Here is a 16,035-nt window from a genome sequence, read left to right on the forward strand (position 1 = left end):
CTTTATTGACTATTGATAATAGTAGTTAAAGTTTCTTTATATTTATTTAGTGATAGTTCTTTTCTCAAATATAAATCAAGATATTGACGACCACGCATCCCCATTTCGTGCCGTTCTTCGCATTTCATATCGTAAATATCTTTGATATTCTCAACAAATTGCATGTAATCTTGTGGTTCTGAAACTAATCCAGAGTGACTTGTTGAAATTAAAAATTCCGCTTCGCTACCTTTTTCAAGAACTCCCAAAATAGGTTTTCCTGCAGCCATAACTCCATAAATCTTACTTGGAACTGAAACTCCTTTTATACCTTTTTGATTTACTACAAGGTGGACATTTGCCACATTTAAAGAATACTTAATAAATTCTTTGGGTTGGTACGGTAAAAAAGTAACGTTTTCCAAGTTATGTTTTAATACGTAATCTTGCATTTCTTTTTTTGACGCACCTTCACCAATGTATAAAAAATGAATATCTGAAAAATGCCTTAACTCCGAAGAAACTTTAATTAAGTTTTCCAGATCATAGTATAAACCTAAGTTTCCAGAATACATAATAATGAACTTACCCTCGAGATGATGCTTTTTTAAAAATGATAATACATGCGGATTTTTTTTAGATAGAGGAACAATTTCATTTTCATCCGTCCAATTATTTATTACACTATGGCTGAGCTGATGATTTTTTCCAAAACGATTCTCTAATGTTTGTTTCATATCATTTCCAACTAAAATAATATGATCAGAATAAAGACAATTTAGTTGATCAATTTTTTTAGCAATCTTATATACTGTTCCGCCAGTATAGTTTACAGCTGCAGCTTGTTCTGGATTAAAGTCTTGAATATTGTAGACATGCTTTGAACTTTTTAATAGCTTACCAATTGTTCCTATTAAACCACCTAGTACAGGTGGTTGTGAAATTGTATATATCAAATCTACATTTTTTTCTTTTAACAATGCAATATTGGCTAGCATGAAATATTGTATAATATATTTCATTCGGCTTAGCTTCGATCGCTTGTTTACTTTTGGTAACTGTACACGAATGATTTTCATCCCATTCCAGTACTCAATTTCGATTTTCTTTTTACCTTTTTCTTTAAAAGTTTCTTCACTATATCCTGGTTGTGCTGCAATTACAGTAATTTCGAAATCTTCTTTAAGGTGCATACAAAGTTCGGTCATTAATTGACCAGTTGATGCATAGTCAGGATGAAAATAATTAATTACAAATACTATTTTTCTCATATTATTTCTTTCCCACCTTCAATATCTGCTAATTTTTTCTTAACAACAGCAGGAATACCTGCCACTAGAGTATCAGAAGGAACATTCTTAACGACTACGCTTCCAGCTCCAACGATTGTGTTTGAAGCGATTTTTACACCAGCAATTATAGTAGAATTTATACCAATCCAACTTCCAGTACCAATAGTTATATTAGCTAGATAGCCTTTACCGGCTCTTCTATCTTTTAAACCAATTTCGTGGGTACCTGTGCAGATTTTACAACAAGGTGCAATGTCTACATTATCTTCAATTGTTACAAAAGAAGGACTTGAATTGTAAATCCTCAAGTTGTCGCCAATCCATACGTTATTTCCAATCTTCAAATTAGTAGACAATATAAATATCTTTCCTGATATAGAGATATTTTCACCACATTCTATACCTGAAAAAATTAATAATCTTCTTTTCAACTCAAACAATCTACAAAAAGATAACTTATTAATGATATATAAAGAAAATAATAGTTTCAATTTTTTTAATTTCATTCTACTGTTCCTTTCACAATATCTGTCTTATTAATAATTTTAAATTTAAAAAAGCATAATATAGTTATAGTCATGTAAATTACTATATAAAGAACGAAAGTAATAAGATTTTTTTCAACATCAAATATAAACATTAAAATTTTTTGTATAACTAACAAAAAAAGTAAATTAATCCCGATAATTTTAGTTAATTCTATATATATATATGATCCTAACCTTATATTATGTTTTTTGTTAAGACTAAATAATAATAGTATCGTTGTAAAAATCGAAGCTATACTAGTAGCAAGAATTATTCCAGATAATCCGTAATAGCTTGATAAAATTACACTGAATATGATATTAAATATAATTGTAAAAAAACCGTTTATAAAAGGTGTTTTTGTATCATTCAACGCAAAAAATACACGATTTAATATTTCACGAAAACCTAAAAAAATCATTCCAATTGAATAACACTTTAATAGTAATGCTATAGTTTTAGCATCCTCAACTGTAAGAGAGCCTCTTTGAAGTAATGTAAGTATGATAAAATCACTATGAAAAAAAACAATAATTGATATTGGAGCAGTCAAAATTGCTACAATTTTCATTGAATTAGTTATTGTTTTATCAAATACTCTTCTATTTTCAATACTACTTCTAGATAAGATCGGAAAAACAACAGTTGCAATAGAGGTAGCAACAATTCCAAAAACAAATCCATTTAGTCGATCTGCATAATTGATAGCTGTAATACTACCAATGGGAAATGTAGATGCCAAATATCTATCAACAAACAAGTTGATGTTTTGAAAAGATGTAGAAATAAACATAGGAATCATAGACACTAAAGTAATTTTAATATATTTTTTTTCATCTTCATTTTCAAAAAAATGATTTACTAATTTTATTTTAAAATGATTTTTTGTTGAAAAGTAATATAAAATAAAAGATTGTAATAAGAAACCAATTAATGAAATGAAAACGATTACCTTTAAATTAGGTTGATAAACTAAAATGGTGAATACGAGTAATAAATTAGAAGGTATCATTGAAGATACTGTCAATAATGGCTTATTTATTACTTGAAGGTAGCTAGAAAATACTGCAGTAATCATGAAGAAACCAAATGAGATTAACAGTATTTTTAAGTATCCATTAGAAATTTCTTTACTTTTTATACTAAGACCTGGAGAAATAATATCTATAATATTTTCAGAATAAATAATTGTGATTACGCTCAAAATCATAGAAAAAGAAACTAATATTAGTAATAGATTATTTGTGTAGTTTAAAGCTTCTTTTTGACCTTTTTCGATATTTATTTTTGAATAGATTGGAATAAACACGCTAGATAATGCAATCGTAAATCCTGAAAAAATCAATAATGGTACGGAAGTAGATAAAAAGAAAGCGTCTGTATACTCATTAGATCCATAAGTATAAGCAATAGCTATTTCTCTGGAAAATCCAGTGATTTTACTCAGTAATGTTAATAAAATCATAAATAAAATACTGAGACTTATTTTTTTTGTTTTCATATCAATCAGCCTTTTTATTCTATCATTTCAAAAATATAATCAATGTATTTTGTTTTTAATTTTTTGTTATTTATCCACTTTTCTGTACTAGAAACTTGCTTAGTCTGCCACTTATTAATTACACTCACAATTTCATCTTCATAATCAGAATCAAAGAAAAAAGCATTTGTTTCTGGTTGAACTAATTCTTTTGAATATTTTGAGGATGAGAGTATTAAGTCTAAACCAAATATTTGAGCTTCAAGGATAGGTAATCCTAAAGATTCAATTTTAGATGGAAAAATTAACGCATCTGAACCGTTATAGTATCTTCCGATTTTTTCATAAGGAATGTTATTTGCAAAGGTTACATATTCATCACTTTTACCATCAATTGTGATTATCAAATGTACCTTATTTTTTATATCTTTACTCTCACCAATTTTTTTTATAGCACTAATTAAAATTTCATTTTTTTTATATTTTTCTCTATTTGTTGGATAAAATAAAATTTTAGTATTTTTATCTAATTCTATTTTTTGTTCTTCTAAAATTAAGCTTCTATCGTTTTCTTTAGAAGAAATATTCCAGCTTTCTTTTATTTCTGGGCGTACAATTACTGACTTAATTCCAAATCTATTCTCTGCTTCTTCTTTCATCCAGTCAGTTTGTACAAAAAATTTCGTTATTTTATTTTTCTTTACTTGGTATTCAATGATTTTCCTCATCAATAATTGGTATTTAAGTATGTTTTTTATTTCAATTAACTTTAAATTTACTTTTTCAAAAATTAACCCTTGATGTAATAAAACATATTGAGGAATATCAATATTTAAATTCCCGATGTTTTGCATAGAAAAATAACTTTGTATATTATTATCAACACAAATTTCTTTCAGAAATCTTGACTCCTTAAAAAGTCTTTTCAATAAATTTCCTTTAAAAATAATTATCTTAAGGTTTTCATTTTCATATTTTTTAAATTCTTCTAATCGCGTTACAAAAAATACTTTAATGTTCTTTTTTTTTAGATCTTCTTGTTTATTAGTCAATTCATGTACAAATGACTTGACTAACGTATAAGAGCCTCTATTACTCAAAGCAATTGAATTAACTAGTATGTTCATGTTTTAGTCCCTTTTATTTATAGTTTCTATAACTTTTCCATAACTTCTTGTTGACTGAGTAAAGCTCCAATTTTTTATAATTTCTTTTGATGCTTTACCAAGTTGAGTATATAAATTATTCTCATCGATATCTTTCAGAATATTTGTAAGGGCATTAATATCTCCTTCTTTGTATACATATCCATTACCTTTCACAAGATCTAATGAAGAACCACACTTTTCTGTTACTATAACTGGTAAACCCGCAGCCATTGCTTCGTTTACTACAAGACCCCATGGTTCGTCACTCGAAGGCAAAATAAATATGTCACCTGCGAAGTAATGCTCGAATAGTTTTTCTTGATCTGAAATAAATCCGGTGATAATTATATCAACTGCTAATTTTTTTGCGAGGTTCATTAACTTTTCTTTTTCTTCCCCATCACCCATTACTAATAAAGTAAATTTAGAATGCCCTATACTTTTCATTGAATATAAAATATGTTCAACATTTTTTCTTGAAATCAATCTGCCACTATAGATTAAAACAATATTTTCAGCAGAGATATTATACTTATTTCTTATCTCATTTCTAAAATTTTCAGATGAATTTCCTAAACTAAAAATTTTTTCGTTATCAATACTTAAATATTGATTTATAATTTTATCCTTATCATATGAAAATTTTTCAGTAAATAATTTTTTTGAAACAATCCCGTTCCCTAAAATAATTGAAGCGTTTGAAATAACGAATTTTTTTATCACATATTTATAAAAACTATCTTTTTTACTTATCTTAGTTGGATCAATCCCATCGTATATTAGAACATAGGGTTTTTTTAATACTTTGCATAGTAATGATAAGAGCATATATTTTATTCTTTCATATCCCCCTATAAAAATAATGTCGTTGTTTTTCAATAATTGAAAAGTATTAATATTATCATGTTGTTTCTTTATATAGCTTAATTTTTTCTCATCAACATTCTCGATTTTTTCAACATTCCATTTCCGCCCTATTATGTTGTTGTCAATATATGCTACGGTAATATCATGATGAGTATTTTTTTGAAAATCTTCGATTTGTAGCTTTCTATAAGGCGATCGAATATTCGTAACGATTGCGATTCTCAAGAAACTATCCCCTTTTTTGAATTTGCTATATAAAAACCTATTAATAACCAAAGTAACAGGCTAATTATTTCACTAGGTACCATTAAAGTTATCTCGAAAATAGCATAGTACATACAACTAACAAATATAGAATATACATATATATTCATTTTAATAACATTTTTATCTTTGTTTTTTCGAAAGTCTTTAATAAAGTATATAAAAAGTGATATTAATAATATAACCATTACAATTATCCCTAATAACCCCAAAGTCATATATGTATATATATACCAATTGTCAGTTATTATAATTGTATTGATATTATCATAAAAATAGCTAATATTTACAAAACCAGTTCCTACTATAATATTGTTGAATTGATTTATATAATCAAATGTATTTACCCATCCATAGTATCTATTACTATTTTCTAAAATAATTGAATAGTTTAAATTACTATAAATCAAATAAGTAAATATAGAAAAAAGTAAACTAATCCATAAAAGAATAAAATAAACGTTTTTAAAGCGTGTTCTTAAATTTTTTTTATAATGCTTGTATATCAGTACCATCCAAAAAATTAATACTCCAGTTAACGCGGTTCTACTACCAGAATTCAAAATAATAATTATTGGAACTACAATGCCTAATAAATATACTAAAAAATTTTTTTTATTATCAAAATACATTTTATAAGTACAAAGCAATATTCCTACGAATCCTATGAGTCCAGCAGTGTTTGCGTGCTTTAATCCAAAATCTTGTCTTATTCGATCATCTAAATTAAAAGCATTTTTTATATCTGAAATATTAAATAGAGAAATTTGTGTTGAAAAAATTAAATAAACTAAATAAATTAGAGTTATATAGAAAAATAGTGTGATTAGCTTACTAACTAAATTTTCTTGTGTAACTACACATGTCATTAAATACAAATATAATATATAAATAAAATACAAAGCCATATTATAAAATATTTGGATATTAGAAAAATTTATCAACCCAATTATAGGTATTACACAAAAAGTTATAGCCAATAACATGTATATAATTTGAATTAGGATTTTTTGTTTTTGTACTTTATAAAAAACCAATATATATATACATATAATCATAAATATTATGTATTTTAAATTTAATATGAATGCGAATTGATTTTCTTTCTGATATGCAAAATAAAACGCTAAAAATAATAATCCATTCAAAATAATCAATATCTTATTTTTCATTTTCTCTCCATTAATTTTTGTATTTGTTGAAAACAAAGATGTTTGATTTAATCAAACATCTTTGTTTTTTCAAATTCTTTCTCTACTTTATTTAAATCATGTTGAACCATAATTTTTATGAGTTCCTCAAATGATGTTTTAGATGGATTCCATCCTAAAATATTTTTAGCTTTTTCTGGTGTACCGAGTAATTGTTCCACTTCTGCTGGACGGAAAAATTTCGGATCTACTGAAACAATTAATTCTTTTGTTGCTCTGTTATAACCTTTCTCTTCCACTCCTGTACCGGACCATTCTACTTCAATACCTGCATATTTGAATGCAAGTTCAACAAATTCACGAACTGAATGCATTTCACCCGTTGCAATGACGAAGTCTTCTGGCTTATCATGTTGTAACATTAACCACATACATTCAACATAGTCTTTCGCGTATCCCCAGTCGCGTAAAGAATCGAGGTTACCTAGTTTTAATTCCTTCTGTTTGCCTTGTGCAATACGTGCTGCTGCTAATGTGATTTTACGAGTTACAAATGTTTCACCCCGACGTTCTGATTCATGGTTAAAAAGAATTCCGTTTACAGCAAACATGTTGTAGGATTCACGGTAGTTCTTCGTGATCCAGAAACCATACATCTTTGCAACACCGTATGGTGAACGTGGATAGAATGGTGTTGTCTCCGATTGTGGAACTTCTTGCACTTTTCCGTAAAGCTCTGAAGTTGATGCTTGATAAATTCGTGTCGTTTCAGTGAGACCAAGAATTTTAACTGCTTCTAGGATCCGTAACGTCCCGACAGCATCGACGTCAGCTGTGTATTCTGGTACGTCAAATGATACGCGGACATGCGATTGTGCTGCTAGGTTGTAAATTTCATCTGGTTTGATTTCGCTGATCAATCGAATGACGTTTGATGTATCTGTAATATCTCCATAATGAAGGTGGAAGTTTTCATTATTGTACATTGACTCCGCTTCATTCTCGTTCATAACGTCTTCTAGTCGCTCCTGGTTATAAGACGAGCTACGACGAATGACACCGTGCACTTCATAGTCCATTCCGAGTAAAAATTCTGCTAAGTACGATCCATCTTGACCTGTAACACCTGTGATTAATGCTTTTTTCATGTTTTTCGCTCCTTGAATTAAACTTTTTCTAATTTATCTGTATTATTTAAGAACCAATCATATGCTTTACAAATTCCGTCTTCTAACTCTACCTTAGCTGTCCAGCCCAGTTGATTGATTTTCGTCGTATCAACTAGTTTGCGAGGTGTTCCATCTGGCTTTGTCGTATCAAATTTCAATTCACCTTCGAAGCCAACCACACGTTGCACCGTTTCAGCGAGTTCTTTAATTGATACGTCTTCTCCCACTCCAATGTTAATGATGTCATCTTCATTGTAATGATTCATTAAGTACACACAGGCATCTGCTAAATCATCTGAATAGAGAAACTCACGCTTCGGTGTACCCGTTCCCCATACTTCAACTGACGATTGGTTCGATAATTTCGCTTCATGGAACTTCCGAATCAAAGCTGGCATGACGTGAGAAGATTGAAGATCGAAATTATCATTTTCACCGTACAAGTTTGTTGGCATCGCTGAAATGTAATTTGTTCCATATTGTTTATTGTAGGATTGACACATTTTGATTCCAGCAATCTTCGCTAATGCGTAAGCATCATTTGTCGGTTCAAGTGGACCAGTTAATAAATACTCTTCTTTTAATGGTTGCGGTGCTAATTTAGGATATATACAAGTACTGCCGAGGAACAATAATTTTTCAACCTGATTTCGATACGAAGCATCAATCACGTTCGTTTGAATCATTAAATTGTCGCGGATGAAGTCCGCAGGGAATTCATTATTGGCAACGATCCCCCCTACTTTAGCCGCTGCAACGAAGACAAATTCCGGCTTTTCTTCTTTAAAGAAACTGTCCACTTGTCCTTTATCGCGTAAATCAAGCTCTTTGCTCGCCCGTACGACTAAGTTCGTATAACCATCTTTCATCAATTTCCGATGAATAGCAGAACCAACTAAACCACGATGTCCTGCAATGTAAATTTTCGAATTTTTATTCATAAGTATGTCGTCCTTTACGTTTAATAGGCGTCTTTTGAACCAATCATCACACCGACTGTTTTAATGATGATTTTAAGATCCATCATAAATGTGCGTGACTTAATATATAAAATGTCCAAATCTACCATCTCTTTGAATCCAATATTACTTCTACCACTTACTTGCCACAATCCAGTACATCCTGGAGTCACGCTTAATCGCTGTAAATCATATGAAGTATACTCGGCGACCTCCCTTGGTAAAGGTGGTCTTGGACCTACTAACGACATATCACCTAACAATACATTCCATAGTTGAGGAAGTTCATCAAGACTTGTTTTCCGGATAAAACGACCCACTTTCGTTACACGTGGATCGTTCGACATTTTAAACATCGCTCCTGCAATCTCATTATGCTCTAACAGATTATTTAATCGTTCTTCCGCATCAGATACCATCGATCGGAATTTATACATCCGAAATCTCTTTCCATTCAATCCTACTCGATCTTGTGCAAAGAAGATCGAGGCTTTACGATCTTCCATTTTAATGATGATTGCAAGAATGATGAGTAACGGTGATAAAACGAGTATTCCTAAAAATGAGCAGATAATATCAAATACACGCTTCAATACTAAATAGTATTTAGATTCGTCAAGTGAAACAGGTGTGACGACAAACGTATCTGGAACTTCACTGTATTGAATATTTTCAACATTTGCGATACCAGAGTCTGGATTTTCAAGCGTTGTAATAGCAGTTTCTTCTTTAATCAAGGACGAATCATTCACACTTATCCCTCCAAATGATTATTCAGCTAATGAAAGCTTCTCTTGTAATAGTTCGTACATCATTTCCCGAACTTCCTCACCCAAATCTTCACGATTTAATGCAAACTCAAGTGTTGTACGAATGAATCCTAATTTTTCTCCAACATCATAGCGCTTCCCATCAAATTCATAAGCAAAGACCCGTTGCATTTCATTAAGTCGTGTAATCGCGTCTGTTAATTGAATCTCACCACCAGAACCAACATCTTGCGTTTCTAGATATTTAAAGATTTCTGGCGTTAATAGATAACGTCCTAAAATCGCTAAGTTTGATGGAGCAGTTCCCGGTGCTGGCTTTTCAACGAATGATTTTACTTTATGTAACTGCGCTGAGATGCTTGTACTTGGATCAACGATTCCGTAACGATTCGTATCCTTTTCTGGTACTGGCTGTACACCGATAATCGAACTATTCGTGATTTCATACTGCTCAATCAATTGTCGTGTACAAGGTACGTCTGCTTGAACGATATCATCCCCGAGCATAACGACGAATGGTTCGTTACCAACAAATGCTTTTGCTTGAAGAATTGCATCCCCAAGACCTTTCGGCTTCGATTGACGAATGAAATGAATGTTAATCTTCGTTGTCTCTTCGACTAAGTAAAGTAATTCTGATTTATTCTTTGAAATCAGATTCGCTTCTAGCTCTGGTACGGAATCAAAATGATCTTCAATGGATCGTTTACCTTTTCCAGTAATAATTAAAATATCTTCAATTCCCGATTCAATCGCTTCCTCGATAATGTATTGAATCGTCGGTTTATCTACAATCGGTAGCATTTCTTTCGGCATCGCCTTAGTAGCTGGTAAGAAACGTGTCCCAAGCCCCGCTGCCGGAATGACAGCTTTTTTAACTTTTATCATCATCATTCTCCATTCAATAATTTTAATGAAATATATAACTAAAGTTCCATTCTTTATGTAAATTAAGATAACACATAAAAGATGGATTTTTCTATATTGTTTTCCATATTTTCATAATGTAAGCGTTAACATAGAAAAAAGAGAGTGCGATTTCACTCTCTTTTCCTTACCTTAACAAAAAATGTTATACCCATTGCCCTTTCCAATTCTTTTCAATTGGGTTTGGAGGGTTAATCGTAATTAACTGATTTAATAAAACTGCTTCATTGTTTTCATAAATTTCATCAATCAACCAGTCTTCTAATTTTTTTTCAAGCACTCGTTCACATTGCTTCCAGTAAAACGGACGTTTCTCGATATGGTGCGCATCACTAGCGATGAGATGTGCTTGTGCATTTTCTAACAGAGCCAGCGCAAAGCGCTGCACATCCTTACCGTACTTTCCAACTAAACTAGCACAAGTGACTTGACTGATCGCACCATTCGAAATCAATTCAAATAATAGGGACGGATTTTGAATAATTGCCTTGTTCTTTTCTGGATGCGCAACAATCGGAATGTAGCCATCTGAAATCAATTCAGCGAATACTTGACGCGCGTACGATGGAATCCCGCTCGACGGAAACTCAATCAAGATGTAGCGCGACTCATTCAACGTCAACGCTTGCCCTGCTTCTATGGCTTCCATCAACTCACCAATCAAACGAATCTCATGTCCTGGATAGACAGTGATTGGAATACCACGTTGTTTCAATAACACGTTGAACTCATTCACTGTCAATTGTACGTCGACGTCTTCTGTCTCGAATTGCGGATGATAGAGATGTGGTGTCGCGATGATCCGTGATACTCCCTCGGTAGCAGCTTGTTCTGCTAACTGTAACGCGTGCTCGACACTAGACGGACCGTCATCGACGAGCGGCAAGATATGACAATGGATATCAACCATGTGAATGTCCCTCACTCATAAGAATAGTAGTATTGATATGCTGAATCATCTGTCAGTTCACGACGGTTCAAGACGACGCCAAGGATTTTTGCTTCAGCGAGATCAAGTTGTTCTTTTGCTTTTAAGACACGTTGACGATCTGACGTCGTACAGCCGACGACGAGTACGACACCATCCGTGAGCTTCGATGTAATGCGACTGTCTGCTACTTGTAGCAATGGTGGTGCATCGAAGATAATCACATCAAAGTCTGCTCGTAGTTGTGATACAAGGTGCTCCATCGCGCGTGACGATAATAACTCTGCTGGGTTCGGTGGAATCGGACCTGCTGTTAAAATGGATAAGTTATCAACCTTTGTCGGTAAAATTGCCTTTTCTTTTTCTGCTTGACGCGTTAAAAGACTAGATAGACCTAAGCCGTTCGCAACTTTAAACGTGTAGTGTACTGTTGGACGCCGCATATCCGTATCAATGATCAAGACTTTTTTTCCTTGTTGCGCGTAAGCGACTGCAAGATTGGACGAAGTCGTTGACTTCCCTTCCCCTTGCGTAGCAGATGTAACAAGAATGGCCTGAATCTCACGATCGACAGCCATGAATTCAATATTCGTTCGAATCGTCCGATATTGTTCAGCAACGGGTGATTTTGGTTGTGTCACTGTAATCAACTTCCGTGCGTCTTTATTCATTTTACTTTTCTTAGCCATATTGTTTGACCGCCTCTCGTTTGGCTGTTTTTGATGAAGACTTGAATACTTTACTGTCGATATCTGGAATACTACCGAGGACCGGTAGATCAAGGATTTGTTGGACTTGTTCTTCTGTACGAATGCGGCGATCGAGTACTTCACGTAAGAAAGCGAGACCGACACCTAATAAGAAACCTACTACTGCAGCAATCGCTGTATTTAAGATAACGTTCGGACTGACGGGTGATGTTGGAATACCTGAAACTGATAACACTTTGACGTTATCGACATTCATCAACTTAGGAATATCTTCACTAAATACATTCGCAACAGAGTTCGCAATGTCTGAAGCGAGTGCTGCATCTTTACTTTGAACAGATACATTAATGACCTGAGAGTTCTGTTCACTTTCGACTGTGATCATATTATTAAGTACAGATATACTTGACGGGGCATTCGATACTTCTTTCTGAACCTTTTCTAAGATGGCTGGACTTTTAATAATGACACGATATGTATTAACGAGCGTCACCGATGACTGGACTTGTTGTGCATCAATGATGTTGTTTTCTTGTTTCTTCGGTGTGACAAGGATTTGCGTTCCTGCCTGATACGTCGGTTTAATTAAAAAGCTACTGACCGCAAACGAAATCAAGGACGCTACAATCGTTAGCGCTAGAATTCGCCAAAACGATTTACGTAAAATTGAAAATAATTCCTGCAAGCTAATCGTTTCATTCATGGTTTAATTATTCTCCTTTATTTGTCTAATTCAACGTTTTCTAACACAACTAAAAGTTAGTATAACAAATTTTTGGGAAATGGTTGATGTTTTTTTAGGAAATATCATACGTTTTTTGAAAAACATTGCGTATAATAAAATATGAATTGTTCCAATTTTACATTCATTCCTGCAATCAGACATAGGAGGATTTTTTATGCACCGCTCGCTTCAAGCCTTACAATTTTATACCTCTCACTCGGCTGAGGATATTTCTCGGCTGCATGAACGGATCCGTTCAAGTCTTGCTTCGACGGAATCCCTCACCGATACGATGATTCGTATCACGGGTCAACCACCGCTCATTCCCTACGAAGAAGATACGGTGACTGCGGCGGAATGGGAAGCATATCTCGGTGGAAAACATCACCCCGTTCTCGCTGATTTTTATGGTACGCTCGTTGCTCGTCCTCTACTAGATGAAGATGGTCCGCTTCCAGATGAAGAGGAAGAAGTAATTCCTACACTCTCACGAAGTCATCGGGAACCCGAATCCAAACGTCGTAAAAAAGAGAAGGATATTCCACATGCTGGTGCAAAAAAATCAGTTCCATGGGGCTGGATTGCACTATTGATTCTTTGTTTCTTGCTTGGTGCCGGTGGAACATACGTCTACTCGACATACTTCGCTCATTCGGCAGATACGACACCTAAAGCAACAGTCGAAAAACCGGTCACCGTCGAGAAAACAAAAGAACAAAAACCTAAAGCAACAGAAACTGCTTCTCCTGTCGATGATGTACTGTATGTCAAAACGCGTTCGAGCAATATCTATCAAGAAGAATCGATGACAACGTTACTCTACGAAGCTGACTTTGGCGACGGATACCGGATTGTCGAGAAGAAAGACGGTATCACAGAAGTAGAACTATCCGATGACTTAACAGGATTCATTAAAACATCTGATACAACGAAACGTTTGGAAGGTGAACCACTTGCTGACGAAACACTCTTAACTTGGGTGAACGATCAACTCGATACAAGCTTCGTCACAGGTACACTCATTGACCTTATCGGTAAAACAAGTACAGAGTTGAATAGTCTTTATGGACAAGCTGATCGGACATTCGAAGATGAATTACATGATTATGTATTTTATGGTGATCATTTCTTTGTTTTAAAAGATGACCGCGTCATTGCAATTGATTGGACGAACACGGATATCACGAACGCACAACTCGCTTCGCTTGCTCCGCTTCAACTCGAAACGGAAACAACGGGACTCATCACGAGTAACTCGTATCGACTGCAACGCTTTGAAAAAGAAGGTAAGGTTAGCCGCATTCGCCTAGCTGAACAATCGTTTTAAACGAAAAGCACCAAATCCTCGTGGATTCGGTGCTTTTTATCATTCCATATCAAGTGAATACCGCAATGCTGTCTGTGTTTCTTTCAGTGAATCATCTGTCGGATGCCAGTAGTAAATGCCGTCACCCTCTTTTCCACCTGTTCCTTCAAGCTTTAAGTTCTTTTGGTTACGGAAAGCGTCCATATAATCAAAGGCTAGCGTCCGCATCGGTTTGAACGAAACGTTCGTTTGAGCGTTCTTCCCGACGACGTCCATGATCGCATTGAAGTTACTAATCGACACATCTGAAGATAATTTACCTACTACTTGCTCGATGACTTGACGTTGACGCATTTGTCGACCGAAGTCACCACGTGGATCTTCGTAACGCATCCGCGTGTATTTAAGAGCATCTGCTCCTGTTAAATTGATTTTCCCAACAGAAAAATGTGTACCAGCACTCGTAAAGTCTAAATCATTATAAACCGTTACACCACCGACTGCATCAACCAAGGACGTGAACCCTTCCATGTTGATTTCTGCATAGTAGTTAATTGGGATATTAAGAAACTTTTCGACTGTCTTGATTGCCATCTCCGGTCCACCAAATGAATAGGCATGGTTGATTTTATCATTTGTTCCTTTTCCGACGATATCAACCTTCGTGTCCCGGGGAATACTGATCAATCGACTTTCATTTCGTGTCGGGTTCAATGTCATGACCATGATTGAGTCACTACGCCCGCGCTCGCCTGGACGTTGGTCGACACCAAGTAACAGAACCGACACCGGCTTTTGCTCTTCGACGACTTTGTCTCCCGTATTCTTGACGGGTGATTGAATTTTTTTGACCGTTTGGTCGACTTGATAATATGTATAGCCGATGAATCCACCGACACCGACGACGAGGACAAGCGCAATCAATAGCATGATTTTCAGTGGCGTCCAGCGTTTTTTCATCTTACGTCTTTTTTTGACTCGTTCCAACTGCGTCCATTCCCTTCTGTGTTTTGCTTCTCGTTAATATCGGTTGTGTATGAAAAGACTTACAGTCCGAGTATAACGAAATTTAAGCGTGATTTGTCAAAAACGGGAAAAGATGAAAAAAAGAGCCTATCGTTCAGATAAGCTCTTTCGTTCATTAGAGTGATGTTTGACTTTCTACCGTGTATGTTTTCTTTTCATAGTCATAGTTCATAATGACGAGTTTACGTTGAGTTGTCGAAGTCGGGAATACGTATGTTTTCGAGAGTGCTTTAATTCCGAGTCCATAGTCCAGTTCTTGTTTCGATTGAATCGATGTCCAGTCAATCGAATCCACTCCTGTCCACTCACCAAGACCAGTTCCAGATAATACTGCATCCAATTGTTTCTCCGTCATACCCGTCTTGATTTTCTTTCCTTTGAGCAATTTCATCTTACTTTCACGCGCACCTGAGTAAGTATCAACACGAAACAGATCTAACGACTTTCCTGTCAGACGATAAACCGAACTGTTCTTTTTCGTCATGAACTGGAAAACAGACATATTCGTGAAGTTCTTTTCATCAGAGAACGTGTATGCCGTTGTTTTTTGACCTTGTGAAACGGTTGTATACTCTGCTTTTTTCTTTAGTACCGTCGAACCACTCTTTTTCGTCAGCTGCTTCTTATATTCTTTCCCATAGATGACTTTTGCCGCTTGCTCGATTGTCATCCCCGCTTTTAATGCTGTGTAACGGTCGGTTACTTTTGTTTCGTCTTTTGTCGCTGCAGAGGCTACTCCTCCGAATAAAGTTGTTCCTGCGATTACTGTTGCTACTGCAACTTTCGTAAATGTCGTTTTCATGTTCC

The 16,035-nt window shown here is 34.3% G+C and carries 16 protein-coding genes; 1 reads left to right on the forward strand and 15 read right to left on the reverse strand.

Annotated features, from left to right (window positions below; all coding sequences use genetic code 11):
• Positions 1–2 precede the first annotated feature (2 nt).
• The 13 genes from MKY22_RS14015 to MKY22_RS14075 form a co-directional block, all read right to left on the reverse strand.
• On the reverse strand, positions 3–1,250 hold the full coding sequence (locus tag MKY22_RS14015; RefSeq protein WP_341089385.1) for a glycosyltransferase family 4 protein: 1,248 nt from the start codon (positions 1,248–1,250) through the stop codon (positions 3–5).
• Entirely contained in the window at positions 1,247–1,777 is a 531-nt protein-coding gene (locus MKY22_RS14020) for an acyltransferase (protein WP_312193494.1), read from the reverse strand. Before MKY22_RS14020 ends, MKY22_RS14015 begins: the two co-directional genes overlap by 4 nt.
• Complete coding sequence (gene murJ / locus MKY22_RS14025) at positions 1,774–3,300, reverse strand: murein biosynthesis integral membrane protein MurJ (RefSeq protein WP_312193492.1); 1,527 nt, start codon at positions 3,298–3,300, stop codon at positions 1,774–1,776. Before murJ ends, MKY22_RS14020 begins: the two co-directional genes overlap by 4 nt.
• A 14-nt stretch (positions 3,301–3,314) precedes the next feature.
• Positions 3,315–4,406, reverse strand: a complete 1,092-nt coding sequence (locus MKY22_RS14030; protein ID WP_312193491.1) for a glycosyltransferase family 4 protein — start codon at positions 4,404–4,406, stop codon at positions 3,315–3,317.
• Positions 4,407–4,409: 3 nt separating this feature from the next.
• Positions 4,410–5,519: a glycosyltransferase family 4 protein gene (locus MKY22_RS14035; protein WP_312193490.1), complete on the reverse strand. Its 1,110-nt coding sequence runs from the start codon at positions 5,517–5,519 to the stop codon at positions 4,410–4,412.
• Positions 5,516–6,544 carry an O-antigen ligase family protein gene (locus tag MKY22_RS14040; RefSeq protein WP_341089389.1) on the reverse strand — a complete coding sequence of 343 codons (1,029 nt, stop codon included), beginning with the start codon at positions 6,542–6,544 and terminating at the stop codon, positions 5,516–5,518. Before MKY22_RS14040 ends, MKY22_RS14035 begins: the two co-directional genes overlap by 4 nt.
• A gap of 233 nt (positions 6,545–6,777) precedes the next feature.
• The gene (gmd, locus tag MKY22_RS14045) at positions 6,778–7,857 is read right to left on the reverse strand and encodes a GDP-mannose 4,6-dehydratase (protein ID WP_312193487.1); all 1,080 of its coding nucleotides are present in this window, start codon (positions 7,855–7,857) and stop codon (positions 6,778–6,780) included.
• Positions 7,858–7,874: 17 nt separating this feature from the next.
• Complete coding sequence (gene fcl / locus MKY22_RS14050) at positions 7,875–8,819, reverse strand: GDP-L-fucose synthase (protein WP_341089391.1); 945 nt, start codon at positions 8,817–8,819, stop codon at positions 7,875–7,877.
• A gap of 20 nt (positions 8,820–8,839) precedes the next feature.
• The gene (locus tag MKY22_RS14055; RefSeq protein WP_312193506.1) at positions 8,840–9,505 is read right to left on the reverse strand and encodes a sugar transferase; all 666 of its coding nucleotides are present in this window, start codon (positions 9,503–9,505) and stop codon (positions 8,840–8,842) included.
• 102 nt (positions 9,506–9,607) lie between these two features.
• Positions 9,608–10,492 (reverse strand): UTP--glucose-1-phosphate uridylyltransferase GalU, encoded by an 885-nt coding sequence (gene galU / locus MKY22_RS14060; RefSeq protein WP_312193505.1) that lies wholly within the window; start codon positions 10,490–10,492, stop codon positions 9,608–9,610.
• Between the two features lie 187 nt (positions 10,493–10,679).
• Entirely contained in the window at positions 10,680–11,444 is a 765-nt protein-coding gene (locus tag MKY22_RS14065; RefSeq protein ID WP_312193485.1) for a tyrosine-protein phosphatase, read from the reverse strand.
• Between the two features lie 11 nt (positions 11,445–11,455).
• Entirely contained in the window at positions 11,456–12,151 is a 696-nt protein-coding gene (locus tag MKY22_RS14070) for a CpsD/CapB family tyrosine-protein kinase (protein ID WP_174316649.1), read from the reverse strand.
• Positions 12,144–12,875, reverse strand: a complete 732-nt coding sequence (locus MKY22_RS14075; RefSeq protein ID WP_341089396.1) for a YveK family protein — start codon at positions 12,873–12,875, stop codon at positions 12,144–12,146. Before MKY22_RS14075 ends, MKY22_RS14070 begins: the two co-directional genes overlap by 8 nt.
• A gap of 196 nt (positions 12,876–13,071) precedes the next feature.
• Here MKY22_RS14075 and MKY22_RS14080 point away from each other — a divergent pair, with 196 nt between their 5' ends.
• Entirely contained in the window at positions 13,072–14,223 is a 1,152-nt protein-coding gene (locus MKY22_RS14080) for a hypothetical protein (protein ID WP_341089398.1), read from the forward strand.
• A 39-nt stretch (positions 14,224–14,262) separates the two neighbouring features.
• Here MKY22_RS14080 and MKY22_RS14085 read toward each other — a convergent pair whose 3' ends face one another.
• Both MKY22_RS14085 and MKY22_RS14090 read right to left on the reverse strand, forming a co-directional pair.
• Positions 14,263–15,162: an LCP family glycopolymer transferase gene (locus MKY22_RS14085; protein WP_341089400.1), complete on the reverse strand. Its 900-nt coding sequence runs from the start codon at positions 15,160–15,162 to the stop codon at positions 14,263–14,265.
• A gap of 181 nt (positions 15,163–15,343) precedes the next feature.
• A complete protein-coding gene (locus MKY22_RS14090; RefSeq protein WP_341089402.1) occupies positions 15,344–16,030 on the reverse strand; it encodes a hypothetical protein in 687 nt (228 codons plus the stop codon).
• Positions 16,031–16,035 lie beyond the last annotated feature (5 nt).

It is taken from the genome of Exiguobacterium sp. FSL W8-0210 (genome assembly GCF_038006045.1).
In the GTDB taxonomy this organism is placed as follows: Bacteria; Bacillota; Bacilli; order Exiguobacteriales; family Exiguobacteriaceae; genus Exiguobacterium_A.

Bases quoted from the DNA above. Each gene is read 5' to 3' on its own strand.
- MKY22_RS14080 (WP_341089398.1), top strand. From the start codon at position 13,072: ATGCACCGCTCGCTTCAAGCCTTACAATTTTATACCTCTCACTCGGCT.
- MKY22_RS14070 (WP_174316649.1), bottom strand. From the start codon at position 12,151: ATGGCTAAGAAAAGTAAAATGAATAAAGACGCACGGAAGTTGATTACA.
- MKY22_RS14085 (WP_341089400.1), bottom strand. From the start codon at position 15,162: ATGAAAAAACGCTGGACGCCACTGAAAATCATGCTATTGATTGCGCTT.
- gmd (WP_312193487.1), bottom strand. From the start codon at position 7,857: ATGAAAAAAGCATTAATCACAGGTGTTACAGGTCAAGATGGATCGTAC.
- MKY22_RS14020 (WP_312193494.1), bottom strand. From the start codon at position 1,777: ATGAAATTAAAAAAATTGAAACTATTATTTTCTTTATATATCATTAAT.
- MKY22_RS14065 (WP_312193485.1), bottom strand. From the start codon at position 11,444: ATGGTTGATATCCATTGTCATATCTTGCCGCTCGTCGATGACGGTCCG.
- MKY22_RS14090 (WP_341089402.1), bottom strand. From the start codon at position 16,030: ATGAAAACGACATTTACGAAAGTTGCAGTAGCAACAGTAATCGCAGGA.
- murJ (WP_312193492.1), bottom strand. From the start codon at position 3,300: ATGAAAACAAAAAAAATAAGTCTCAGTATTTTATTTATGATTTTATTA.
- MKY22_RS14040 (WP_341089389.1), bottom strand. From the start codon at position 6,544: ATGTTATTGGCTATAACTTTTTGTGTAATACCTATAATTGGGTTGATA.
- fcl (WP_341089391.1), bottom strand. From the start codon at position 8,819: ATGAATAAAAATTCGAAAATTTACATTGCAGGACATCGTGGTTTAGTT.
- MKY22_RS14030 (WP_312193491.1), bottom strand. From the start codon at position 4,406: ATGAACATACTAGTTAATTCAATTGCTTTGAGTAATAGAGGCTCTTAT.
- MKY22_RS14075 (WP_341089396.1), bottom strand. From the start codon at position 12,875: ATGAATGAAACGATTAGCTTGCAGGAATTATTTTCAATTTTACGTAAA.
- MKY22_RS14015 (WP_341089385.1), bottom strand. From the start codon at position 1,250: ATGAGAAAAATAGTATTTGTAATTAATTATTTTCATCCTGACTATGCA.